The sequence below is a fragment of the Streptomyces seoulensis genome, assembly GCF_022846655.1.
Lineage (GTDB): Bacteria > Actinomycetota > Actinomycetes > Streptomycetales > Streptomycetaceae > Streptomyces.
The window spans coordinates 3,284,701-3,308,205 of sequence record NZ_AP025667.1 but is presented as its reverse complement, the minus strand read 5'-3'; the positions used below and the strand labels follow the sequence as shown (position 1 = coordinate 3,308,205).

Annotated in this window: 17 protein-coding genes and 1 pseudogene; 12 read left to right on the top strand and 6 right to left on the bottom strand. The window is 71.0% G+C overall.

What is annotated here, in order from left to right; all coding sequences use genetic code 11:
* The first annotated feature begins 299 nt into the window (after positions 1-299).
* Positions 300-1,037, top strand: coding sequence for a dienelactone hydrolase family protein (locus tag HEK131_RS15280; RefSeq protein WP_244335724.1), 738 nt, complete (start codon positions 300-302; stop codon positions 1,035-1,037).
* Between the two features lie 105 nt (positions 1,038-1,142).
* Here the strand turns inward: HEK131_RS15280 and HEK131_RS15275 are convergent, their stop codons facing one another.
* Complete coding sequence (locus tag HEK131_RS15275; RefSeq protein ID WP_279614254.1) at positions 1,143-1,991, bottom strand: LysR family transcriptional regulator; 849 nt, start codon at positions 1,989-1,991, stop codon at positions 1,143-1,145.
* An 83-nt stretch (positions 1,992-2,074) separates the two neighbouring features.
* On the opposite strand from HEK131_RS15275, the gene HEK131_RS15270 reads away from it, so the two are divergent.
* The gene (locus HEK131_RS15270; RefSeq protein WP_244335721.1) at positions 2,075-2,812 is read left to right on the top strand and encodes an NADPH-dependent F420 reductase; all 738 of its coding nucleotides are present in this window, start codon (positions 2,075-2,077) and stop codon (positions 2,810-2,812) included.
* A 154-nt stretch (positions 2,813-2,966) separates the two neighbouring features.
* Here HEK131_RS15270 and HEK131_RS15265 read toward each other — a convergent pair whose 3' ends face one another.
* Together HEK131_RS15265 and HEK131_RS15260 are read right to left on the bottom strand one after the other, a co-directional pair.
* Positions 2,967-5,678, bottom strand: a complete 2,712-nt coding sequence (locus HEK131_RS15265) for a fibronectin type III domain-containing protein (protein ID WP_244335719.1) — start codon at positions 5,676-5,678, stop codon at positions 2,967-2,969.
* A 460-nt stretch (positions 5,679-6,138) separates the two neighbouring features.
* A complete protein-coding gene (locus HEK131_RS15260; RefSeq protein ID WP_244335716.1) occupies positions 6,139-6,885 on the bottom strand; it encodes a hypothetical protein in 747 nt (248 codons plus the stop codon).
* A 525-nt stretch (positions 6,886-7,410) separates the two neighbouring features.
* Between HEK131_RS15260 and HEK131_RS15255 the strand changes: the two genes are divergently transcribed.
* The 3 genes from HEK131_RS15255 to HEK131_RS15245 all read left to right on the top strand — a co-directional run bounded on the left by HEK131_RS15255 (position 7,411) and on the right by HEK131_RS15245 (position 10,072).
* On the top strand, positions 7,411-8,154 hold the full coding sequence (locus HEK131_RS15255) for an IPT/TIG domain-containing protein (protein WP_244335715.1): 744 nt from the start codon (positions 7,411-7,413) through the stop codon (positions 8,152-8,154).
* A gap of 156 nt (positions 8,155-8,310) precedes the next feature.
* The gene (locus tag HEK131_RS15250; RefSeq protein ID WP_244335714.1) at positions 8,311-9,315 is read left to right on the top strand and encodes an IPT/TIG domain-containing protein; all 1,005 of its coding nucleotides are present in this window, start codon (positions 8,311-8,313) and stop codon (positions 9,313-9,315) included.
* A gap of 256 nt (positions 9,316-9,571) precedes the next feature.
* The gene (locus tag HEK131_RS15245) at positions 9,572-10,072 is read left to right on the top strand and encodes an Ig-like domain-containing protein (protein WP_244335712.1); all 501 of its coding nucleotides are present in this window, start codon (positions 9,572-9,574) and stop codon (positions 10,070-10,072) included.
* A gap of 601 nt (positions 10,073-10,673) precedes the next feature.
* Here the strand turns inward: HEK131_RS15245 and HEK131_RS15240 are convergent.
* Positions 10,674-12,527, bottom strand: a complete 1,854-nt coding sequence (locus HEK131_RS15240; RefSeq protein WP_244335711.1) for a hypothetical protein — start codon at positions 12,525-12,527, stop codon at positions 10,674-10,676.
* 808 nt (positions 12,528-13,335) lie between these two features.
* On the opposite strand from HEK131_RS15240, the pseudogene HEK131_RS15235 reads away from it, so the two are divergent.
* From HEK131_RS15235 to HEK131_RS15215, 5 genes and pseudogenes are all read left to right on the top strand, one after another.
* Positions 13,336-14,520 (top strand): annotated as a pseudogene (locus tag HEK131_RS15235) (MOSC domain-containing protein); the annotation flags it as partial.
* 76 nt (positions 14,521-14,596) lie between these two features.
* Entirely contained in the window at positions 14,597-15,100 is a 504-nt protein-coding gene (locus HEK131_RS15230) for a 2Fe-2S iron-sulfur cluster-binding protein (RefSeq protein ID WP_347881875.1), read from the top strand.
* A 664-nt stretch (positions 15,101-15,764) separates the two neighbouring features.
* A complete protein-coding gene (locus HEK131_RS15225; RefSeq protein WP_244335709.1) occupies positions 15,765-17,879 on the top strand; it encodes an MMPL family transporter in 2,115 nt (704 codons plus the stop codon).
* A gap of 171 nt (positions 17,880-18,050) precedes the next feature.
* Entirely contained in the window at positions 18,051-19,469 is a 1,419-nt protein-coding gene (locus HEK131_RS15220; protein WP_244335708.1) for a sensor histidine kinase, read from the top strand.
* 8 nt (positions 19,470-19,477) lie between these two features.
* On the top strand, positions 19,478-20,146 hold the full coding sequence (locus HEK131_RS15215) for a response regulator (RefSeq protein ID WP_217464654.1): 669 nt from the start codon (positions 19,478-19,480) through the stop codon (positions 20,144-20,146).
* 75 nt (positions 20,147-20,221) lie between these two features.
* Here HEK131_RS15215 and HEK131_RS15210 read toward each other — a convergent pair whose 3' ends face one another.
* Positions 20,222-20,383 (bottom strand): hypothetical protein, encoded by a 162-nt coding sequence (locus HEK131_RS15210; RefSeq protein ID WP_244335707.1) that lies wholly within the window; start codon positions 20,381-20,383, stop codon positions 20,222-20,224.
* Between the two features lie 980 nt (positions 20,384-21,363).
* Here HEK131_RS15210 and HEK131_RS15200 point away from each other — a divergent pair.
* Complete coding sequence (locus HEK131_RS15200; protein ID WP_244335706.1) at positions 21,364-21,855, top strand: MarR family winged helix-turn-helix transcriptional regulator; 492 nt, start codon at positions 21,364-21,366, stop codon at positions 21,853-21,855.
* Positions 21,856-22,017: 162 nt separating this feature from the next.
* Here the strand turns inward: HEK131_RS15200 and HEK131_RS15195 are convergent, their stop codons facing one another.
* Positions 22,018-22,668 (bottom strand): FMN-dependent NADH-azoreductase, encoded by a 651-nt coding sequence (locus HEK131_RS15195; RefSeq protein WP_244335705.1) that lies wholly within the window; start codon positions 22,666-22,668, stop codon positions 22,018-22,020.
* Between the two features lie 146 nt (positions 22,669-22,814).
* Between HEK131_RS15195 and HEK131_RS15190 the strand changes: the two genes are divergently transcribed.
* Entirely contained in the window at positions 22,815-23,483 is a 669-nt protein-coding gene (locus HEK131_RS15190) for a nitroreductase (RefSeq protein WP_244335704.1), read from the top strand.
* The last annotated feature ends 22 nt before the right edge of the window (positions 23,484-23,505 follow it).

The following is a 23,505-nucleotide window of genomic DNA, read 5'->3' as shown; positions in this document are numbered from 1 at the left end:
GCGCATGCCGCCGATGTGCAGGCCCTTTCCGCTGATGGCGAAGCCCGCCGCGTCGGCGTCCGTGGCGGGGTCGGAGGGCGTAGTGAGCGTGGAGTGGTCGGTGTAGTCGACCTCGTCGGCGGGCGGCGCCTCGGCGCACACGCCGGGGTGTGACCGGGATACGCGCCAAAGGGTCAACGGGATGATCTTGAAGCCTTGAGTGCCGTGTCTCTCGCCGTATTTCAGAGGGAGACCCACGCTGTTCCGCCAGCGGCAGAACAGCCGCCGAACAGGGGCGACGATCATTACAGTCCAGCCTCATGACGGCGATTACGACGCGCACGGTCGAGTATCCGGCCGACGGTTTGACGATGATCGGGCACCTCGCGCTCCCGGCCGGTGCCGACCGCCGGCCCGCGGTGCTGCTCGGACCAGAAGGCATGGGGCTCAGCGATGTCGAGCGCCGCCGGGCCGATGCTCTCGCTGAGCTGGGATATGTAGCGCTGGCCTTCGACCTCCACGGCGGGCGCTACTTGGGCGACCCCGAGGAGATGCTGGCCCGTTGCCTGCCGCTGCTCGCTGATCCCGACCGGATGCGGGGGATCGGCCATGCGGCGCTCGACGTGTTGCGCACCGAGCCCCGGACCGACCCCGACCGGATCGCCGCCATCGGCTACGGCACCGGGGGCGCCATCGCGCTGGAACTCGGGCGAGACGGCGTCAACCTGCGCGCGATCGGGACAGTCAACGCGACTACCACGGGCCGACCGGGCGAGGCAGCACACATTCGCTGCCCGGTGTGGGCCGGGGTCGGCTCGGAAGACCCGATCATGTCGCCCGCGCAACGAAACGCGTTCACCGCCGAGATGCAGGCCGCAGGCGTCGACTGGCGCCTCACGGTCTACGGCGGCGCCTTGCACGCCTTCCACCATCCACCGGTCGACCACCCCACCGTCCCCGGCGCCGGGTACCACCCACAGCACGCACAGCGAGCCTGGCGCGACATCGTAGACCTGCTCACCGAGTGCCTGCCCGTGACGGAGAACTTGGGGGCATGACCCAGGGCGGTGCGCCGCAGGTGACCCGAGCGCGCACCGGCGCGTGTGCACCAGATGCTCGCCCACCCGCAGATTCCCGCGTTCGTCGAAGGGCGCGCGAGGTGGTCAGTCGGAGAACGCGGCGACATACGACGCCGCGCACGTCTTCGGTGTGGCACGGGAGGTCACGACGTGGCCGACGACGGTCACCGGCGGGTCGAGCGGCACGTGCGTCATCCTGCCGGACAGCGGAGCGGCAAGTTGTTCGGCCGGCATCAGCGTCCAGCTCCCGGGATCCTGGCTGACCTCGAACAGTACGTTGACCAGGTCCCCGGCGGGCGGTCTCGACGGCGCGACGGGCAGAGCGGCGAGCATGGCGTCGTGCAGGGGCGGGTCGGTATCGCGCGACGGCAGTCGTAGTCCGGTGGGGTCGAGGTCGAGCAGGCTGAGTGAGGGTCTGGCGGCGGCCGGGTGGTCGGTCGACAGCACTGCGTGCAGCGGCTCGGACCAACTGGGCATCACCCGGAGTCCCGGCTCGGCGACCGCGCCGCGGACCAGCGCGAGGTCCAGGTGGCCGTCGCGGACGGCGTCCAGACGCGCGGTCACCGGCAGGTCGACAAGGTGTGGGACAGCGGGGCGATCACCGTCGCGCAGACGGGCCAGCGCCCGGTCGAACCGTGCGGTGACGCAGGACGCCATGCCGATACGCAGCGGGGCCGCCTCCTCGCCGGCGACCACCCGGACGCGAGCCGCTGCGGCCAGAGTCTCCCGGGCTGCTACCAGCACCCGTTCGCCCACTGCGGTGAGTCGGACGCTACGCGACGTCCGCTCGAGCAACTGGACGCCGAGCTCGCGTTCGAGCCGCACGATCTGCTGGCTGACCGCCGATTGCACGATGTGCAGCCGTTGGGCCGCCCTGCCGAAGTGCAGCTCTTCGGACACGGTCACGAAGTATTGCAACGCCCTCAGTTCCACCCCCGTGATCTATCACGAAATGTGATCGCTGACTGATGATCCTGACCGTTGTTCACGCATCGCGCATCGGATGAGCTGTCTTCATGAAGACACCGACACTTGGCATCATCGGCACCGGCATGGTCGGCACAGGGGTGGCACGTCGCGCCGTCGCAGCGGGCGTCGATGTCATCCTGAGCAACTCGCGCAGCCCGCAGTCGCTGGCCGCTCTGGTAACCGAACTCGGCCCGCGGGCCCGGGCCGCCACCCCGGCCGTCGCCGCCGGCGAAGCAGATCTCGTCCTTGCCGCGGTGCCGCTGTCCGCCCGTAAGCAGTTGCCGATCGCCGAACTCGTCGGCAAGACGGTGATCGACCCCATGAACTACGCGGTCTACCCCGGGGCAGAGATCGCGGAGCTCGACGACCACACCTTGACCTCGAGCGAACTGGTCCAGCGTGACCTGCCGGGCACCCGGTTGGTGAAGGCGTTGCACAGCATCGGCCCCAAGCCGCTTCAGTCGCTGGCCCGCCCGGCCGAGGCCGAGGACCGTACCGGAATCCCCATCTCGGGTGACGACCCGGCGGCGAAGAAGGAGGTGGCGGATCTGCTGGATCGTCTGGGATTCGAGGCGGTGGACCTCGGTCCCCTGGCGGAGAGCTGGCGCAGCGAACCCAACACGCCGCTGTACGCCGTCGCCTACACCGGACAGCCTCCAGCCGGCCTCAGCATCCCGGACATGGTGGCCTGGTTCCAGAACGCCCCCGGGGTGCCGATCCCGGCTGCCCGGATCACAGAACTGGCCGCGGCCACGGTGCGGGGACCGGCCGGCTTCCGGCTTTGAGGACCTGCGGGGCCGACGACAGACCAGCACTTGAGGCCGCACAGGTCACCGGCCCACCACCGGCTTGCCGCCGCCTCGGACCACGGGCGCCCTGCGTGCCCCGGCGCTGAGCCGGAGCACGCAGGGCGCGCAGTGTTACGAAGGCGGCGAGGAACTACGCACGGGGGCGTGCGGTGGGTACCGACCCGGGGGAGGCGGTCGGGGCCTGGCGCAGCAGGGCGAGATCCTGACCGGCGTCCTGACCGGCGTCCGGACCGGAACCGCCGACCGCTCGGACAGCCTCACGGGAAGTACCGCTCTTGCCCGTGTCGGCGCCCGTGGACCCGCCCCCGGTGCTCGGCGGCGCCGGGACGGAGACCGCGCCGGACCGCGCCGATTCCATCTGGCCGTTCACCGCCGTCACCGCGAACTCGAAGTTCCAGTTGCCGGGGAAGAGGAAGGCGATGCCCCGGTCCGGGGTGTCCGAGATGTACTCGTCGGTCTGCCAGGGGCCGTTCTCCGTACGGTTGCGGTACCAGACGCGGTAGCCGGCAGCCTGCGGGGAACCGCTCCAGTCGAGCTGCACCGTCGTGGCATCCAGGGACTTGATGCGCAGGTTCGTCGGCGTCGGCGGGGTGCCCGCGCCGATGGTGACGGGCCGGGCGCCCGTCGGCAGGCCGCCGCCCACCGCGTTCCAGGTGGCGATCGCGACCAGGTAGTGATGACCCGGGATCAGCCCGGCGATGTGCGCCGAGGTGCCGCGCACGGCCGTGCTCTGGATGAAGGCACCCGGTGTGTCCTTGTCCCAGGTGATGATCTCGTAGCGGTCCACGCTGTCGCTGTACGGCCCCTTGGCGGGCTCCCAGGAGAGGTCCACGCCGTCGATGGTGGGGTTGGTGAGGACATGCGTGGGTGCCGCCGCGGTGTGCGGGTGCGCGGTGGCCCGGACGACCGGGGACCACGCCGAGACGCCGTCACCCGCGTCGTCGACACGGACGGAGTACTCCCACTCCATGCCGTCCTGGGTCCAGGTCGTGTCGTAGCGGTTCGCCTGCACCGGCGTCTCGTTCCACGCGGTCGCGCCCACCAGCCGGGAGCGGACCGTGTAGCCGCGCGCGCCGTACACCCGGTTCCAGGTGACCGTGACGCCGAGGTCGCTGGAAACGGCCTTGACGTTCGCCGCGAGGCCCACGGGGCGTTCCGGGACCGAGCGGGGGACGTCGGGGACGATCTGGCCGATGCCGTACCGGTCGTGGAGGGTGGTCTCGAAGGCGTGCGCGATCTGGAACTCGCCGAGCGCGTTGGGGTGCAGCCCGTCGTAGCCGGCGGGGCAGGCGTCACGGGCGCAGGTGTAGTTGCCCGACCAGTTGACGACCTCGACAGGGGAGACGGGGGTGCTCCACTGCGGAACGGCCTGGCGCAGCATCAGGTCGTAGTCGGTGGTGCTGAGCGGCAGGTCGTCCCGCCCGCCTATGTAGGTGCGCTGAGGGACGTCCGCGACGGCGAACTTCACGTTCGGACGGGCCGCGCGCGCCTCGTCCACGAACGTCTTCATGCTGTCGAGCGTCCCCTGCGGGCCGCTCACGAACCAGCCCATGTCGTTGAAGCCGAGGCCGACGAGGACCAGGTCCGGATTGTACTGGGCCACCATGCCCCGGATCAGCTTCTTGTCCTGCATCGCCTGACGGCCCCAGACCCCGAAGTGGTCGCTGTCGAAGGCCGGGTCGACGCCCGCCGCGTAGCCGCCGGAGGTGTCCGGGGCGTCCAGCGAGGCGCCGGGTGTCTCCCCCTGCAGAGCGGGCCGCGCCGGGGGCTGCGGCTGGGCCTGCGCCTTGGTCCCCTTGTACGGGCCGACGAAGTCGACTGCGATGTGCTGGTCGCGGAACCACTTCCAGAGGCGGTAGCGCCAGGTCCAGTCGCCCTCGTATCCCTGCGTCATGGAGTCGCCGACGACCATGACCCGCAGGGGTGTGTCACTCCCTCCGATGCCGCGCTGGAGGTCGTTCAGGCGCCGCAGCAGGGCCGGCACCATGTCGCTCAGGTGGTCGCTGATGTACGTCAGGGGATTGCCGAAGTTGCCCAACCGGGCGAAGACGGAGCGCAGACTGGTCTGGATCTCCGCGACGAAGCTCGCGGCGCTGGCAGTCGCCCAGTTCACCAGGGTCCCCGTGAGGGCGCCTCCTACGACGCCCCAGAAGGCCGTGGCGAGGATGCCGCCCCAGACGTCCGGGTCCTTGAAGTCCGCGTGGTCGAAGACCGCGTTCAGCGCCTCGCCGACGAAGCCGGCGACGCCACCGCTCACGGCCGCGCAGACCGGGGCGGCCGCCGGGGCCCCGGGAGTGAACGCGGCCAGGCACACGGAGAGCGCGAGGACGGTCGTCGCCAGAGTGACTCCGCCCGCGATGAACTTCTGCCACCACGTGGCGCTCGCGCCGACCTCACCCGACGGCAGGACGAGAACGATGCTGTCGCCCGCGACCGTGATCCGCCCGTCGTAGTCACCGGCGTCCGTCGTCGGGTAGAGCCCCACCGCGTTGTCCCGCGCGTGGTCGTAGAGCGCCTGGGCGAGAGTGTGCCCGGAGTCCTGATCGGCCTGGATGGCGGCGACCGCCTTCCGGGCATCGGCGCGGGTCTCGTCGCGGCGCTCGGGCATGTTGTAGTCAAAGGCGACGACGAGGTCGCTGTCGCTCTGGGCGAGCGTGCGCAGCGAACCCGCGTCCCCGGCACATCCCATACGGAGGGTCATGTCCGGGGCGTTCGCCACGGCGCCGAACGAGGTGGCGTGAGCCCCGCACGCCGTGCCGGTCGCCTGCTCCTGAGCCGCCGCCGGCCCCGAGCCAAGGGCGGAACCCGTCACCACCATGGCCAGGGTGACCAGGAGCACCACGAGGTGATCGGTGAGAGCCCGGCGGGGGCCCGTCCTGTGCCGTCTCCCCGCCGCCGACGCCGATCTGTGTAACGCACTCATCGTGAACCGTGTTTCCTTCCGGATCGTCAAGAGGTACCGCCGCCGGGCCGGGTGCCTGACCGGGTTGACGCGCCGCGGGAAACACCTCCCGCGCACGACCGGCCCCTCAGGGGGAGATTCCTCGTCCCCCTCCGTGGTCCCCGGCGCTGCCAACTGCCTTACCGTGAACGCGCAGCCCGGCGTCGTGATCATCTTCGCCCCTCGGAGCGCGCGTCGGAAGGCCGTCACGTGGAAATTGCACGAACTCTGTGAGCGTCCGCCGAGCTACGACCAGACCTTCGCCCGCCCGCGCGTGGCGTGGGCCCTGCTACCCCTTGTCGTTCCCGTGCCTGCGGGGGTGGTTGGGGGTGGAGGCTAGAGGACATGAGCCCTTTCTGGGTTACCTCCGGTGCGCCTGGCTCTGTCGCAGGGTGGGTCGGTTGGCGGAGGTGTACTCGTCCGCGATGTCGAAGACGCTGGCGCAGCGTGGGCATTCGGCCGTGCCGAAGAGGTGGGTGAGTCCGTCGGCGAGTGCCTCGTGCCCGTCGCGGACGGCAGTCTCGTACATCCACCGGCCGGTGCCGGAGAGTTCCGCTGAGGTCGCCGGACGCAGGCCGCGACGGTCCACGTCGCCCAGGTGCCAGTCCCGGATCGCTGAATACCGCCCGTGGTCCCCGATGGCGATCGTCACTTCGACGGCGCAGTGGGGGCAGGCCAGGTGGTAGAAGTCGTCCGTGAAGTCCCCCAGGACGGCACTCCAGTGGTACTCCTCCCTGGCCGCGAGCAGATCGAGGAAGGTCGCGAGGTAGTCGTCCGGCCGCGATCGCAGGTGCCGGTCCAGTAGTTCGCGGAATTCCGCGATCGGGTCGGCGCAGTCCGCCAGCAGATCGTCGCAGCCGTGGTGTCCTGCCGCGCGTCGCAGGATCGTCCCGGCCAGACCACGTGCCCGGGCGCTCCTCGAGGCGAGACGTACCAGGTGTGGCAGGGCGGCGAAACTGGCGGGGAAGACGAGGTCGTGTTCCAGGACCAGCCGGTGTCCCAGTGCCTCCCAGGCTTCGGCATCGTCCTCGACCTCCACCTGCTCCAGAAGCGCGGGGACGCGATCGACATCCCCGTAGCAGTCGTGCATCTGCGTCCAGTTCACCACCTGGGTATTTAAGCGGCCGATGGCAGCCGGGGGAGATGCCCCCTGTTCCTGACACCGGCGCGACCGTCGGCCGTCCGGCCTGTCTTCGGGGCTGACTTCGCCGTCGCCCCGCTCTACGGCCCGTGCCCGCACACCGACGCATGGGCGGTGCGTACGCCAGCCCGGCCCGTCGTGGACTCCTCCGTGGTCGTGCCGACTCGACAGACGACCGTCTACCACCGGAACACGCCGTCGTGCGCCAGATGCGCTCCGCCAAACGGCTGATGTCATGTCAATTTCCTTGGTGATGAGCTCACTCGGATGGGTTAATTCGGGTGTCTGCATCAATGGGCGATGGTCCATCGAGTCGCCGCGGACAAGCCTCCCTCCCGGGACTGAACCCATCCCGTCCGGTCGGGCCTCCGCACCTTTCCGTCTGCCGGCGCCCAGGGCGCGTCGTCCCGGGCCGGGCAGGTTCGGGACGTCCGTGGATCGGGACACCCAGTCGCTGCTCGGAGAAGACTTCCGAGTGAGGAGGAACCCCTCATGCCCATCAGCCCCAACCAAGGCTCCACCAGCGGCGGAACCACCGTCACCATCACCGGCGTGAACCTGTCCGGTGCCACCGCCGTCCATTTCGGGTCCCGGACGGCCACGATCACCGCGAACACGCCGACCTCGATCACCGTCATCGTCCCCGCGGGCTGCGGAGTCGTCGACGTCAACGTGACGACCGGGGGAGGGACGAGCAACTCGCTCTCCTTCTTCTACATCAGCCCGCCGATCGCGGTGTCCCTGAACCCCGGCTCCGGTCCGACCGCAGGCGGCAACACGGTCACCATCGACGGCTACGGACTCTCCACAGCCACCGCCGTGTCCTTCGGCTCCAGCAGCGCGACGCCGACGGTCGTCTCGGACAGCCGGCTGTCGGTGGCCGTTCCCGCCGGCAGTTCCAGCGGCTCGGTCGGCGTCACCGTCACCACCACCGGGGGCACGACGACTCCGCTCACCTACGCCTACGTCGACGCGCCGACACTGGCCTCGCTCACCCCCGCCTCGGGACCGACGTCCGGCGGTACCTCGGTGACCGTCGACGGCACCGGCCTGGCGTCCACCACGGCCGTCACCCTCGGCGGTACGTCCGCGTCCTTCGCGGTGCTGAACAACACCACTCTGGTGGCCGTCACACCGCCGGGCGCCGCAGGTTCCGTCGACGTCGTTGTGACCACTCAGGGCGGTAGCGCCACCGCCAGCGGCGCGTTCACCTACGTGTCCGGTCCCGGCATCTGACGGCGACTCGGCCGCACGGCCGCGCACGGTCCAGGCCCGCTCCGGTCCACCGGCCCGTGCCCACGGCAGCGGTGCGAACTCGCCTACGCCCGCATCGCTTCCGCGGCCCCCCTTGCTCGCGGCCCAGCCAGGCCGACCACACCCCTTGGAGTCCCCGTGGCCCCTCCCGTCCTCACCTCGCTGGTACCCCACACGGGTCCGGCAGCGGGCACCAATCCCGTGACCCTGAACGGAAGCCAGTTCACCGGCGCCACCGCTGTCACGTTCGGATCCGCGGCCGCACTGTCGTACACGGTCAACACCCCCTCGACGATCACGGCCACCGTCCCGCCGGGGACCGGCACGGTGAACGTCACCGTGCGCACACCCGCCGGGCTCAGCAACACGGTCACCTACACCTACGCGCCGACCCCGACCCTCACCGCGATCACACCCACCCAGGGACCGACGTCTGGCGGGACGAGCGTGGTCCTCACCGGTACCGGTCTCACCGGGACCACCGCCGTCACTTTCGGCAGCACTCCCGCGATGTCCTACATCGTCAACTCGGCCACGCAGATCACCGCGGTCGCCCCGGCCGGCACCGGCGCGGTGGCGGTCACCGCGACCACCGTCGGCGGCACCTCGGGCCCGGTGTTCTTCTACTACCTCAACGCGCCCTCGCTGCTGTCCGTCTCGCCCGCCCAGGGCCCGACGTCCGGTGGGACGAGCGTGGTCCTCACCGGTACCGGCCTGACCGGGACCACCGCCGTCACCTTCGGCAGCAGTCCCGCGGCGTCCTACACCGTCGATTCCGCCACCCAGATCACGGCGGTGACCCCGCCCGGCAGCGGATCCGTCGCGTGCACCGTCACCGGTCCCGGCGGCGGCAGTAACTCCGTCATCTACACCTACCTGGCTGTGCCGGTGCTCACCGCGCTGTCGCCCGCGCAGGGGCCGACGGGCGCGGGTGCCGCCGTGACCCTGACGGGTACCGGGCTGACCACGACCCTAGCGGTCCGCTTCGGCACGGTACCGGCGGCCTTCAACGTGCTGTCGGACGCGACAGCGATCGCGATCGCCCCGGCGGGCCCGGCGGGGCCGGTGCCGGTGAGCGTCACCACGTCGGGCGGCACCAGCAATGCGCTCGCCTACCAGCGGGTCGCGCCTCCAGCGATCTAGCCGGTACCACGGAACCGGCCCGCGCCTGCCCCGTGCCACCGGCCCGCTCCAGCCCATTCGAGCGAGCCGGTACTACGGCACCGGCGACAGCGACCCCCGCGCCTGCCCCGCGCCAGCCCATTCGAGCGAGCCGACGACGCGGGCGGGCCGCCTGAACCCGCGCCTCCCGCACATGCCACCGAAAGCGGCCTATGGTCACGCACCGAACGGTTACGGCGAACCCCCGCCCCACCATCGGACCGAGGAGGCCCCTTAAGTGAAAGCCCGTCGTGCGCGCAAAGCCGGAGCCGTGGTCGCCGCGACGGCAGCGGCCACAGTGCTGTTCCTCGCTCCGTCGGCTGCCGCCGCTGATCCCTCGTCGACCACGGTCCAGGCCACGCCTTCCTCGGCGGCGACCGGGCAACTGGTGACCCTCACCGCGACAGTGACCTGCAGCTCGGACCCGAGCGGCGGCCTCGGCGTGTCGTTCTTCGACGGCGAGGACCTCCTCGCGACGGCGCCCGTCTCCGCCGACGGAAACTCCTCACTGACCACCGGTTTCACGACCACCGGAACACACACCATCACCGCCGCCTACAACGGCGACGACAGTTGCGGCGCCTCGAGTGACACCACCACCGTCACCGTGTCCCAGGCCCCGGCGCCCCCAGCCGACAACCCGGGCTGCCTGCTGTGCGGGCTCATCGACTTCCACACCGGGGACATCCACAACGAGGTCAACGTCAACAGCCACAACGTGACGCGCATTGACAAGTAACCAGGCCTTCCGGCCGCCGGACGCGCGGGAGGGCTGCCACGGGCCCGTCGCACCCCTCGCGCGCGTCTGTTACGAGGTCGCTGTACTGCAGGGCTCCACCGGTAAGCGATTTCGTTAACCAAGTGATGACTGCGTCCCCTTGTCCGCCATGGTCGAACCCGACCACGACGGCCCGATGCTCCCGCGGTCACCACCCACCACTGCGGAACCCACTGTGGTCCCCGGTCCCGACCGGACGAAATAACCGCAGGTCACCCAAGCAGATACGGCCGCGCTCGGCGTTGTCGCAACCCTCTTCTCCCCTCCTGAACCTCTCTGCGATGTCCGTGGAGGAGGAGATCATCGGGTCCGGGGGCCGAGTACCTCCTGCGCCCGGGCTCGGCCTGTGCCTAGGTGGCCGCGCGCGACGAACCCTGGGGGAGGAGCGAGTCTGCCGCGCACCCTGGGCCTGCCCTGCCCGGAGCGTGCTGGACTTTTCCCTGTGGCGGAACTCGCGCTGTGGCCGCGGGAGTTCGGGTCGGCCGCGCACCCTGGCGGTCGGCGCCGCCCGCCCGCCGTCCGCGCCCGTGCGCCGTCCGCAGCCCGCCCGCTGTGGGCGTGCTCAGCGCGTCAGGTCGTCCCAGGTGGCGCGGCCGATCAGGGCGCGGAGCACGCGAGCGGCGCTCTGGCGGGCGGCGGCTGTCAGGTCGGGGAGGAAGTGCTTCAGGTCGCGGTAGGACTGCTGCCGGAAAGAGGTGTAGAGGCAGCCGCACACCGTGAAGGGCAGCGCCGTGAACAGAGCGGCCCCGGGGCCGGCGAGCAGCGCCACGCCCACGGCGGGCAGCACGGTGCCCGCCGCCAGGAGCAGTGTCCGCACCGCCGGGCCGCCCGCCAGCGGCAGCAGCGCGGCGGCCGGTGCCGAGACGGCAAGAATCCACACTCCGGCGGCATCGTCCGGGGCGAGGCCGGCCAGGCGCAGGGCGAGCGGGGCGCCGGCCGCGACGGTGGCCCAGTACGCCAGGTTCCACGGTGCGGCCGGCGCGCACCGGCCGCGCAGTACGGGGATCTCCCCGCAGCCTGGGCGGGCCGGAGGCCCGGAGGGTGGCGGCCCGGGCATCAGGGTGACGCCCAGCACGTGCCGTAGGAGGAGGAGCAGGTGAGGCTTGGCCCGCAGCGCGGGCGAGGCGTACCAGCGGCGTGGGCGCGGGGCGAGGCAGTACGCGCTCGCTTCCAGGACCCAGGTGAGCAGGACGAACATCATGCCTAGGCCATAGGCGTAGAGGGCACCCGTCCACACCAGCGGGTCGCCGACCGGCAGCCCGGCGGCGTGCGCGCCCACCGCGTAGCGCAAGGCGTACCCCGTGCCCACCAGGAGCCACAGGCCCACGGCGGCGGCACGCCGTGCGCTGCCCGGGCGGGCCTCGGTGGTGCGCAGGTACTCGTAAAGCACTCCGGCCACGGCGATGACGGCGGTTGCCCCTGCGAAGCCGCGGGTCAGCCCGGTGGCGACGGCGATGCCGAGGGCCGTGACAAGGCGCAGCGCGGCGACCAGCGCGCTGCTCACCACGACCAGACGCCGCGCCGCCGCGTCGGCGGGGTGGGGCAGGCGCATGCGCGCTGCGGCCTCGGGGTGAAAGGCGTCCTCGGCATAGCCGCGGATGTCGTTGACCTGGTAGCGGGCGGCATAGACCAGGTACTCGACAAGGAGCATCGTCAGGAGCAGCCGTCCCCACTGCGGCGTCAGGTCGCGGGCGAGGACGACGACGGTGAAGGCCAGGGGCACCAGTAGCCATTTGACCCAGTCCTCGGGCCGGGGCAGGAGGAGGTAGGAGAGCAGGCCGCGCCGGCGGGGGCCGCGCGGCGGGCTCCCGCCGAGCAGGCCGGTGTTCTGCCGCGCGGCGAGCTGTCCGGCCAGGCGCAGGAAGGTTGAGCGGCCCCCGACGGTGGCGGAGACGACGTCGGCGACGAGGAGGAGGAAGGCCCAGCCGTAGCCGATCGCCATGATGAGCCCGGTGCGGCCGCCGAGACTCACCGCGACGAAGGCCGTCAGACCGGAGAAGACCGACAGGGTGATGAGCAGGATCAGGACGCTGAGGATCCGGTACCGGGAGCGGCTGCGGCGCATGGTGGATGCTTCGGCGGTCAGTGCGGCGTATGAGGGGGAGCTGAGGCCGGTACCGGCCAGTTCGCCGAGGGGGACGGCGGCCACCCGACGCAGCTCCGCTTCCACTGCCCGCAGGTAGTAGCTGCGTAACGTGGCGACCAGTCCGAGAAGTTGCAGCAGCGCCAGGGCGGCGAAGGGGATGGCGGGCGCGCTGGCCAGGAACAGGACGGGGGCCTCGGTGCAGTTCTTCGCCTGGTGGTTGAGCTTGCAGGTCTGGGTGAGGACGGTGGCCAGGGCAGCCAGGAGCGCGACGACGATCCCGGCGACCGCCGCCTGGATGGTGGCGAAGGTGCGCTCGTCCTCCCGCGCCATCTCGTAGTCCGTCTTGAGGACCTCGAACTCACGGTCCGAGATACCCCCGTCACCCCCCCCATGAACATCCCGCCCTCTATGCCCGCGCGTGCGGCTCCCGCTTTGTCGGTGGGGTCAATCTATCTTTGTGGAGGGTGAGTTGAGGGGGTATGGGTTCTTTCGTTACGTCCTGCGCGTCAGGAGAGCCGCTTCCGGCACCAGGAGTGCCGCCTCCGGTACCAGAGGCAGGTCCTGCCCCTGCTGGGAGTTCCTCCGCGACGTCGCCGTCGCACTCGGCATCTCCATCCGGCCCCTGGACCGGCCGTGACGGCACGCCGCCCTTGAGGCGATGAACAAGGCTTGGTGTCTCCTTGCGGCCCTTGTGCCGGCTGTGGCGCCACGCCGTCCCGGAGGCGATGAACATGTCTCCGCCCGTGTGACCACGATCGCCGCCCGTGTGACCACGACTGCCGCCCGTGTGACCGAGTCCGCCGCCCGCTCCACCTACCACTGGACCCCGCCGTCTCCGGGGCCTCACCGAGAGCGGCCACCGCCTCCACGCCTGTGTTTTTCTCAGCGACTCGTGCTGCCGAGCAGCCGTCGAACGGGGTGGGCGTATGCCCGGGACGGATCATGCGGCCGGAGTAGCGGATGGACCGTGGTCGTGCTCGCTGGTTCCATCGTCTCGAAGGATCTCGGTGAAGGGCGCTGGGAGACTCATGATCACGGAATCGCGGGTGTACCGGCCCAGACCTAGGATCGGTCTCGAGGTACAGATCACAGCACCAGAGGGGGCTGCTCCGGCCGGCCGTCTCGCAGGAGGTCCGCAATGGCGACGCTGCTGTCCGTCAATGTAGGCATGCCCGAGGATGTTTCCTGGCAGGGAAGGACCGTCCACACGGGAGCCTGGAAGACCCCCGTCCGCGGCCCCCGCATGGTCCGGCGGCTCAATGTCGAGGGGGACGGTCAAGGTGATCTGGCCGGGCACGGCGGCGAGGTCCGTGCCGTCCTCGTCTACCAGCAGCAGTCCTACCAGTACTGGCGGACGCAGCTCGGTCGCGACGATCTGGCCTTCGGGATGTTCGGGGAGAACTTCACCGTCGACGGACTGTCCGACGACGACGTGTGCATCGGTGATCGCTACCGTATCGGCGAAGCCGAATTCGAGGTCACCCAGCCCCGCGTCACCTGCTACCGCGTGGGCATGCGCCTGGGCGAGCCCGCCATGGCGTCCCTGCTGGTCGCCCACCACCGCCCCGGCTTCTACCTGCGCGTCCTGACGGAAGGGCGTGTCCAGGCCGGCGACGAGATCACCCTCACCCGCAGAGGCCCGGAAGAAGTCAGCGTCGCCGACACCGACGCACTGCTCTACCTGCCCGACCGCGATCCTGCGAAGCTGCGCAAAGCGCTGGGCATCCCCGCCCTCAGCCCCGGATGGCAGCAGTCCTTCCGCGAACTCGCCACCGCCCGACAGCCCGAACCCGAACTGGAACCGGGAGGGTCCGGCCAGCGCGCCAGCCAGCAGCCCGGACAGGCGCCGGGCTGGCCCGGGTTCAAAACGATGCGCGTCGCCCGTATCGTCCGCGAAACCCCCGAGGTCTCCTCGGTCTACCTCCGGACCACCGACGGCACCCCTCTTCCCGTGGCCGTCCCGGGTCAGTACCTTTCCCTCCGCCTGCCTGTCGACGAGGCTGCCCCCGCGGTGCGCAGCTACTCGCTGTCGTCGACTCCTGCGGACGGCGCCTACCGCATCAGTGTCAAGCACGAGCCGCACGGGAAAGTCAGCGGTTACATCCACCGCAGGCTTCGTCCTGGGGACTTGTTGGGCGTGGCCAGTCCTCGCGGGACGTTCGTGCTCGAGGAAGGGACCCGCCCGATCGCTCTCGTCTCCGCGGGGATCGGTGCTACTCCGGTGCTCGCGATGCTGTACCACCTGGCCGCCAAGGGAGATCCGCGTCCTGTCTGGTGGATCCACACCGCACACGACCGCGCCCACCACGTCTTCGCGGACGAGGCCCACGCGCTCCTGGAGCAACTCCCCACAGCTCACGAGCACATCTACTACACCTCAAAGGTCCCGCCCCCCCGAAATGCCTTACGTCGTCCGGGGCCGCCCGACTGCCTCATCGCTGGCGGCCCTGGGTATCCCCGCCGACGCGGACGCCTACCTCTGCGGACCACCCGCCTTCATGGAGGATGTCGCCGACGTGCTGCGCGATCGCGGCCTGAGCCCCGAGAAGATCCACAGGGAACAATTCAGCGCCCTCCCGGCCATCAACCCTGGCATCACGCCCACAGCCGCCGTCCGACCGCACCAGCCGGCCGGCCCGAGGGGCACCGGCCCCCTTATCACCTTCGCGCGCAGCGGCGTCACCACCCCATGGTCATCCGCACACGCTTCCCTCCTCGATCTTGCCGAGGCCTGCGACATCCCCACCCGCTGGTCCTGCCGCACCGGCGTCTGCCACACCTGCGTCACCCGGCTCGTGGCGGGTGACATCACCTACACCACCCCACCCCTCGAACTGCCCGAAGCCGGCACTGTCCTCGTCTGCTGCAGTGCACCGACCACAGAGACGGTCCTCGATCTTTGACGGGCTGACAGCCACAGTGCCCCCCCAGCCCCGTCCCCGTCATGTTCTTCGCGGTCCTGTACGAGGGGCGCTGGCTTCCGGGCCCGGTATGACGGTGTCTCGGTGTCGAGGGGTGTTGTCGGAGACGTTGATGAGTGGTCCGGTCACCGCCTGCCGATCGTGGTTGTGTGGGGTTTTCGGCAGGCCCGGGGGTGTGGTCCGGTGAGCGGGCCGGTGGCGGCGGTGATGTAGGTATGGGTGGTGCTGATGGATGTTCCGAGGCCGGGCCCTGTTTCTTGCGGGGCTGTTGTGGCGGCGCGGGTACACCACGGTGGCGAGCACGCGCCGGACCGGCGCGGGTAATGGCGCGGCCAGCGCCCGCCCATCCGTGGGCGCTCACGTACCTGTGGGCGGACACCACCCCGTGGGCGCTCACGTACCTGTGGGCGGACACCCCCCCCGTGGGCGAACACCCCCGCGGGCGCTCACACCCCCCCGTGGGCGCGCACGTACTCGTGGGCGTACACGTACCTGCGGCCCGCTCTTACTCCTGGGGGAGTAATCCGTGCTCCGGGTCACCTCTGGCAGTACCTGTGGGCTCCCCCTCTCGTGCGACGTATACCGCTTCCCGTGCCGGAAGGCTGACAGCTGGAACGGTTGTCGGCGTAGCGAGGGAGTTCAGTTCATGACGGTCGGGAAGACAACGACGAGGGGTGTGGGGCGGAGGCGGGCTGTGCCTTGGGTGTTGCTCGGGCTGTGGGTGGCTGTGCTTGTGCTGGTCGGTCCGTTCGCGGCGAAGCTCGCCGGTGTGCAGCATGACCGGGCCATCGATTATCTGCCTTCCAGTGCCGATTCGACTCAGGTGGCCCGGATACAGGACGCGTTGCCCGGGGGTGAGAGTACCGAGATGGTGATCGTGTATCACCGGGGCGGCGGGCTGAGTTCCGGGGACCGGCGGGTGGCGGCCGGGCAGGTCGGGGAGATCGGCGAAGCGCATGAGCTGGTCGGCGGGGTGCCTGAGGGGATTGCGTCCGATGACGGTACGACTCTCATGTATCCCTTGGTCAGTAACGAGCCCGGGAGTGACGAGAAGCTGCGGGACGCGCTCGTGGAGGATGTCCGGGGCATCGCCCGCGGCCAGGGCGGGCTGAGTGTCGAGGTGGGCGGTACCGCGGCGCTCGGTACCGATGCCGGGAAGGTCTACGACTCACTGGGCGGGCCGCTGCTCTACACCACCGTCGCTGTCGTCGCCGTCCTGCTGATCCTGATCTACCGCAGTCCGGTGCTGTGGCTGGTGCCGCTCGTCGTCGCCGGTATCGCCGACTACATGTCGATGGGTGTCGCGTACGGGCTCAACCAGGCTTTCGGTACCACTGTCACGGGCCAGAGTTCCGGGGTGATGACGATCCTCGTGTTCGGTGCGGGTACCGACTACGCACTGCTCCTCGTCTCCCGTTACCGGGAGGAACTGCGGCGTGTGGAGCGCCCGTACGAGGCCATGGCCGCCGCTCTGCGCGGCTGCGGGCCCGCCGTGCTCGCTTCTTCCGGTACGGTCGCCGCCGGTCTGCTGTGCCTGCTGGCCGCCGATCTCAACAGCAGTCGCGGCATGGGCCCGCTCGGCACGGTCGGTGTGCTGTGCGCGCTGATCGCGATGCTGACGCTGCTTCCCGCCGTCCTCGTACTCGTCGGGCGGCGGGTCTTCTGGCCGCTCGTACCGGTGTACGGCAGCGAACCCGGACGGCGGCGGAGTCTCTTCGGTGCGATGGGTGATTTTTCCGGACGCAGGCCGCTGACCGTGCTCGCGACCGGAGTGGTCCTGCTCGGCGCACTCGCCCTCGGCGCGCTCAACCTGCCGGGGCCGCTCAAGCAGGAGGACTCCTTCGTCTCCAAGCCGGAGGCCGTCACCGCCATGGAGACCCTCGCCCGGGCCTACCCCGAGCGCGGCACCCAGCCCATCGACGTGATCACCCCGGCCGGCCGCGCCGACTCGACCCTGGCGGCGATCCGGGACACCCGGGGGGTCGAGAGCGCCGAGATGGGCCGTACCGGAGGCGGCTGGGCCGAGATCTCCGTCATCGCGAAGGACGCACCCCAGTCGGCGGGAGAGACCGCGACCATCACGTCTCTGCGCGGCAGGCTGAAGGGCTCCTACGTCGGCGGGGACAGCGCCCAGCAGATCGACCTGGAGGACACCAACGGCCGGGACACGAAGATCGTCGTCCCCCTGGTCCTCGTCTCGGTGCTGCTCATCCTGTTCGTCCTGCTGCGCAGTCTCGTGGCGTCGCTCATCCTGGTGGCCGCCGTGGTCGCTGTCTGGGGCGCGGCCCTCGGGATCGGCGGGCTGGTCTTCGGGCCGGTCCTCGGTATCGAGGGAACCGATCCGGGACTCGGGCTGCTGTCCTTCGTGTTCCTCGTCGCCCTCGGTGTCGACTACGGCATCTTCCTCATGCACCGGATGCGGGAGGAATCCCTGGCCGGCGCGGAACCGGCCGCCGCCGCGCTCACCGCCCTGCGGAGCACCGGCGCCGTCATCGCCTCGGCGGGCCTGGTCCTCGCCGCGACCTTCGCCGTGCTGATGAACATGGGGCTGGTGCAACTCGTCGAACTCGGCTTCGTGATCGCCGTCGGTGTCCTCCTCGACACCTTCCTCGTACGGACGTATCTGGTGACCAGTGCCAGCGTCGCCCTGCGCCGGACGATGTGGTGGCCGGGCCGCCTCTCGCGCGAACCGGCGCCCGGCGCCGGGCCGTCCGAACCGACCGAGCCGCCGTGGCAGTCGGAACAGGTCGGCGCACCCTGACCTGCCGGGCTTGGCTACAGCCGGCCGGGCGCCTCTCCCGGTTTCTGCCGGAGGGGCGCCCCTGTGACGGAAGATGGAGTCGTGCAAGACCGGGGAGCGGCCTCAGCCGCAGGGGATCTGAGAACCACCGCTGTACGGGGGGAGGCGCGGCCCCGCCGGGTCGAGCGCGTCATGGCGGCCGTGAACCGGGACCCGCTCACCGCGCCGCACCGCACCCGCAACGACGCGTTCCTCGCCGTCGGTGTCACCGTGCTGGCCGTCGTCCTGGCGTTGCTCGTCGACGACGGACTCCCGCCCGGGGCGCCCGGCTGGGCCCTGCTGGCCGGCGCCCATGTGTCGCTCGTGTGGCGGCGCAGCCGTCCGCTGCTGGTGCTGCTCGCGGTGGCGGCCTGCGTCACCCCGTACCACGCCCTGGACTACGACCATGCCGTACCGATCCCCGCGACCCTCCTGGCGCTCTACACGGTCGCGGCGACCGGCACGGTACGCCGCTCGCTGCTCACCGCTGTCGTCGTCCTCGGCCCGACGCTGATCATCAACAGTTTCACCAACCCGGACGGGGCACTCGAGCTCCTGCGGATCTCCGGCTGGATCATCGCGGTCCTGTTCTTCGGCGTCGATGCCCGCTTCTACCGCCGGTACGTCGCCTCCATCGTCGAGCGGGCCGAGCGGGCCGAGCGGACCCGCGAGGAGGAGGCGCGGCGCCGGGTCGTGGAGGAGCGGCTGCGGATCGCCCGTGACCTGCACGACCTGCTCGCGCACAGCATCACCCTGATCGGTGTGCGGACGTCCGTGGCGGCCCATGTCCTGACCGCGGATCCGGGCCGGCTCGACCACCAGGCGGTCGCCCAGGTGCTCGACGACATCGCGGAGACCTGCCGGACGGCCCGGGGCGAGTTGCGTACGACGCTGGAGGTGCTGCGGGCGAACGAGACGAGCGCGGGTGCCGCAGGGCAACGGGAACGGCAGCGGGTGGCCGGACCCGGCTCCGGACCGAGTCCCGGCTCTGGATCGAGTCCCGGCTCTGGATCGAGTTCCGGTTCCGGATCGAGTTCCGGTTCCGGGCTCGGTTTTGCGGACGGGCGCGGGCCGCTGCCCGGACTCGACGGGCTCGGCGCGCTCGTGGAGGCGGCCAGGGAGGCGGGGGCCGAGGTCGAACTGTCCGTGCATGCGGACGGCGTGCCACCCTCGGTGGGCGCCGCCGCCTACCGGATCGTGCAGGAGGCGCTCACCAACGCCGTACGTCACGGGGGCCGCGAGGACCTGACCGTCCGGGTGGGACTGCGAGCGGCGGAGGGGATCCTGCGGGTGACCGTCACCGACGACGGGACGAGCCAGGGGACGAGCCAGGGGACGGGCCACGGGACGAGCCAGGGGACGGGCCGGGGGCCGGGCCACGGGGTGAGCGGCGCGGTGAGCGTCGGGGTGGGGCACGGACAGGGAGCCGCCGGTAGCGGGCCGGGGTTCGGGCTCGTCGGGATGCGTGAGCGGGCCCGTAGCGTGGGCGGCACACTGGACGCCGGTCCGGGCCCCACCGCGGGCTTCGAAGTGACCGCCGTACTGCCGCTGCCCCGGGAGGAACCCTCGTGACGGCCCCGATGCCGATCCGCGTACTGCTCGCCGACGACCAGACCCTCGTACGGGCCTCGTTCGCGATGCTCGTCGCGTCCGCCGGGGACATGGAGGTCGTCGCCGAAGCGGGCACCGGGCGGCAGGCCGTGGACCTCGCCCGTTCCGCGAGGGCCGACCTTGTCGTGATGGACATCCGCATGCCCGACCTGGACGGCATCGAGGCGACCCGGCTCATCGCCGCCGACGAGGACCTGGCGGGCGTGAAGGTGCTCGTCCTGACGACGTACGACACCGACGAGCACATCGTCGACGCGCTGCGGGCCGGGGCGTCCGGCTTCCTGGTGAAGGACATCCGGCCGGCCGAACTCCTCGACGCCATCCGGACCGTGGCCACCGGCGACTCCCTGCTCTCGCCGGGACCCACCTCACGGCTCATCGCCCGTTTCCTGCGCGCACCCGACACGGCGATGTCAGCCGTGGGCGGGCCGGACGGGCTGTCCGAGCGGGAGCGGCAGGTGCTCACCCTGGTCGCGCGCGGGTTCAACAACACCGAGATCGCCGAAGCGCTGGGGCTCAGCCCGCTCACCGCGAAGACCCATGTCAGCCGGATCATGGGCAAGTTGGGGGCACGTGACCGGGCGCAGCTGGTGATAGTGGCGTACGAGTCGGGTCTCGTGACACCCGGGACGCTCTGAGCACCGCCGCCAAGTCCCGCCCCTTACGCGGAGAGTGCTCCTGACGTGCGACGACGGGACTTGCCGAGAGTCCTGTCAGCTGCGAGGTGCGGCTTTCTCGGCTTGGGGGGCGGTGGCGGTGACCTCGAACCCGGGGCCGTCCATCGGCGCCCCAGCGCTCACCGCACCCAGATCCACGACCGCGCCGTTCGCCCGCCCGGCGTTCTGCGCGCGGATCGCGGGCAGGTGCGCCTTCACGTCCTGGACGGTGAACCCCTTGGGACGCCGGCTTGTCGGTGACGGCTTTGGGCAGTACCGCCACCTCGCCCAGGCCGGACACGGCCGCCCGGTACTCCGGGCCGGCGGCGGCGAGTTCCGCGTCGGTGAGGATCGAGCCCAGTGCGTCCAGCGGGTCCCGCTCCCAACTGTTCAGGCTCAGGCCCTGGTTGCGGCGTTCCACGGCGTGCAGGGCCACTTCGAACAGGACGTTCGGTTGGCGGTGTCGCGCAGCCGTCCCCATACGTTGTCGTCGGTGCCGGAGCCGCTCCAGTCGCAGGCCCGCACGGTGACGTCGTACGCGGTTGGCCCTGCCGCTTGGGGTGCGGAGGGATGGGCCGGGGCAGCGGCGGCCAGGACGAGGAGCGCCGGGGCAAGGGGCGCGACGGCGTGCAAAGAGCGGCGGGGCACGGGGACTGTGGTGTGCGGCGGGGCGGGGAAGACGCCGCGATCGTGGCAGGAGGACCGGCGCACGGGACCGCACCGCGTCGGCCGGTCGCCGCCCGATGTCGCCGTAACGGAGCAGCCGTGCAGCCGCTCTGGACGGGCCGGACCGCCGCGCCCCGGCCGGCACCGGACCGTCGGGCGATGAGGCGGCCGCACGAACCGGGTGGGGGAAATGGTCTTGGACCAGTGCGCCGTGGCGGGACCGGAGCCGCGTCGGGACCGGAGCCGCACCGGGTCGACCGCCGCGCTCGATGTGAACAGCAGGCTCCACGGGGCGGCGGTTGCCGCCGCTCGCTTGCACGGGCATCGCACGGGCCTGGAGATGGCCGGACTCACCGGCGCCGAGATCACGCCGGCTCCGGCGGTCGCCGACGGCATGCACTCCGCGACCGTCGGCGCCCTCGGGCCCGGACGCCAGGATCACGCGGACGACGCTCCCGCGGCCGCCGTGGCCGATCCCCGCTTGGTTTCAGGCGATACCGTATCGATTGAGCGGACGGCGTAGGGTTGGCCCCATGTCCGCCGACGTCACTCCCGCCACTCCCGCCACTCCCTCGCGCGTCACTGACCGCCCCGGGGACACCTCGCCTTTCGCCCTCGGCCTGCTGCTGCGCCGGGCGCACTGGCGTGCGGCCGCCGTGATGGAGGAGTCGCTGCGGCCGCTCGGCATCGAGTTGCGTCATTTCGCCGTGCTGATCGTGCTCGTCGACCGTGGACCCACGGTCCAGCGGGACCTTGCGGCCGCCACCGGGTCCGACAAGGCGGCCATCATGAGGATCGTCGATGATCTGGAGCGTCGGGGGCTGGCCGTCCGCAAGGGTGTGCCGGGGGACCGGCGGGTGCGCGCCGTGGAGATCACGCCTCAGGGTGTCGAACTCTTCGACGCGGCCCACGTGGCGGCGGAGCCGCTGGCCGAGCGGCTGGTCGCCGGCCTGAGCCCCGGTGAGTCCGAGAAGCTGTCGGACCTGCTGACCCGGATCGCCCATCCCTCGGACGGGCAGGCGTAGGAGTACGCCCGCACACCCGCGCGGGCGGCCCGGCCGTCCGGAGCACCCGCCTTCCGGTGACGCCTGTGAGGGACCCGGTTTCCGGGGCTGCCGCCGTGGACACCCTGCGGGGCTGCGCCCCGGGGTGACACACGGGCCCCTACGGCCTGTACGGCCAGGGCGTCACGCCCCGAGACGTTCCACGAGTTCCTTGGCTTTGATGGTCGCGTCGTCGAAGGCCCGCTCGCGAGAGGCCTCGTAGAGGGGGACGAGTGCGGACATGGCCGCGTTGCGGGGGGCCATGGTGAGCTCCGGGACGATGAACTCGAGATCCAGGCCAAGGGTGTCCCTGAGCGTGGCCTCCAGGTAGTTCTGCACGAACTCGAAGCTCTCACGCGGGGTGCCGGGCGCGTAGGAGCCGCCGCGGCTGGCGACCACGACCGCCGGCGTGCCCTGCGCGGAGGGTACTTCCCCGGCGGTGCGGCCGAGCAGCAGGACGCTGTCCAGCCATGCCTTGAGGGTCGACGGGATCGAGAAGTTGTACATGGGGGCGCCGATCAGGATGGCGTCCGCCCGTTCCAGTTCCTCGATGAGCTTCTCGCGCGCCGCGAACGCGGCGGACTGCTCCGGGGTGCGCTCGCCGGGAGCGGCGTATCCGGCCGACCAGGCGGCGGCGGTGATGTGCGGGACCGGGTCGGCCGCCAGGTCGCGGTAGATCACCGTGCCCTGAGGGTGCTGCTCCTCCCAGGTCTCGCGGAACGCGGCCGTGACGGAACGGGACGAGGACGTCTCGCCGGGAAACACGGACGAGTCGATGTGCAGCAGCGTGGCCATGACCTTCTCCAAAGTGCGGTGACCGGGCGGGAAGCCCGGGGTGGGGATGCGTGCCCGACGATAGTTAAACACGAGATGGTATCGAGTGATACCGTATTGCTTGCTACGGAAGCAGGGTGTCGAGCGGAACGAGGAGCGGGACGACCATGGACGTCTACGAGGCAGTCACGAGCCGGCGGGCGGTGCGCGCCTACACCGATCGAGAAGTCCCGGCGGACACGCTGGAGCGCGTACTCTCCGCCGCGGCCTGGACGCCCTCCGCATCCAACCTCCAGCCCTGGCACACCTACGCCGTGACCGGCGCACCCCTCGCCGAGATCAAGAAGCGCGCCGGCGAACGCCTCGCCGCAGGCGACCCCTGGGACGACCCGGAGTACGAGCAGTACCCACAAGCGCTGAAGTCCCCCTACCGCGAGCGCCGGTCCGCCTTCGGCGAGCAGCGGTACGGCGCGCTCGGCATCGCCCGCCAGGACATCGAGGCACGCCAGCGGGCCGCTTCGGCGAACTGGGACTGCTTCGGCGCACCCGCCGCCCTGTTCTGCTACATCGACCGCGACCTCGGCCGACCGCAATGGTCCGACGTCGGCATGTACCTGCAGACCGTGATGCTCCTGCTGCGCTCCGAGGGGCTGCACAGCTGCACCCAGATGGCGTGGGCGAAATTTCACCGGACCGTCGCCGAGGTCCTGTCACCCCCGGACGAGCTCATGCTCTTCTGCGGCATGTCGATCGGGTTCGAGGACCCCACAGCCCGTGACGCCCGCACCGGCCGCGCCCCGCTCGGCGAAACGGTCACCTTCATGGGCGACACCTGACAACGCCGCGCCGCACCGCACC

Bases quoted from the DNA above. Each gene is read 5' to 3' on its own strand.
- HEK131_RS15280 (WP_244335724.1), top strand. From the start codon at position 300: ATGACGGCGATTACGACGCGCACGGTCGAGTATCCGGCCGACGGTTTG.
- HEK131_RS15270 (WP_244335721.1), top strand. From the start codon at position 2,075: ATGAAGACACCGACACTTGGCATCATCGGCACCGGCATGGTCGGCACA.
- HEK131_RS15255 (WP_244335715.1), top strand. From the start codon at position 7,411: ATGCCCATCAGCCCCAACCAAGGCTCCACCAGCGGCGGAACCACCGTC.
- HEK131_RS15240 (WP_244335711.1), bottom strand. From the start codon at position 12,527: ATGGCGCGGGAGGACGAGCGCACCTTCGCCACCATCCAGGCGGCGGTC.
- HEK131_RS15230 (WP_347881875.1), top strand. From the start codon at position 14,597: ATGCCTTACGTCGTCCGGGGCCGCCCGACTGCCTCATCGCTGGCGGCC.
- HEK131_RS15225 (WP_244335709.1), top strand. From the start codon at position 15,765: ATGACGGTCGGGAAGACAACGACGAGGGGTGTGGGGCGGAGGCGGGCT.
- HEK131_RS15220 (WP_244335708.1), top strand. From the start codon at position 18,051: ATGGCGGCCGTGAACCGGGACCCGCTCACCGCGCCGCACCGCACCCGC.
- HEK131_RS15215 (WP_217464654.1), top strand. From the start codon at position 19,478: ATGCCGATCCGCGTACTGCTCGCCGACGACCAGACCCTCGTACGGGCC.
- HEK131_RS15200 (WP_244335706.1), top strand. From the start codon at position 21,364: ATGTCCGCCGACGTCACTCCCGCCACTCCCGCCACTCCCTCGCGCGTC.
- HEK131_RS15195 (WP_244335705.1), bottom strand. From the start codon at position 22,668: ATGGCCACGCTGCTGCACATCGACTCGTCCGTGTTTCCCGGCGAGACG.
- HEK131_RS15190 (WP_244335704.1), top strand. From the start codon at position 22,815: ATGGACGTCTACGAGGCAGTCACGAGCCGGCGGGCGGTGCGCGCCTAC.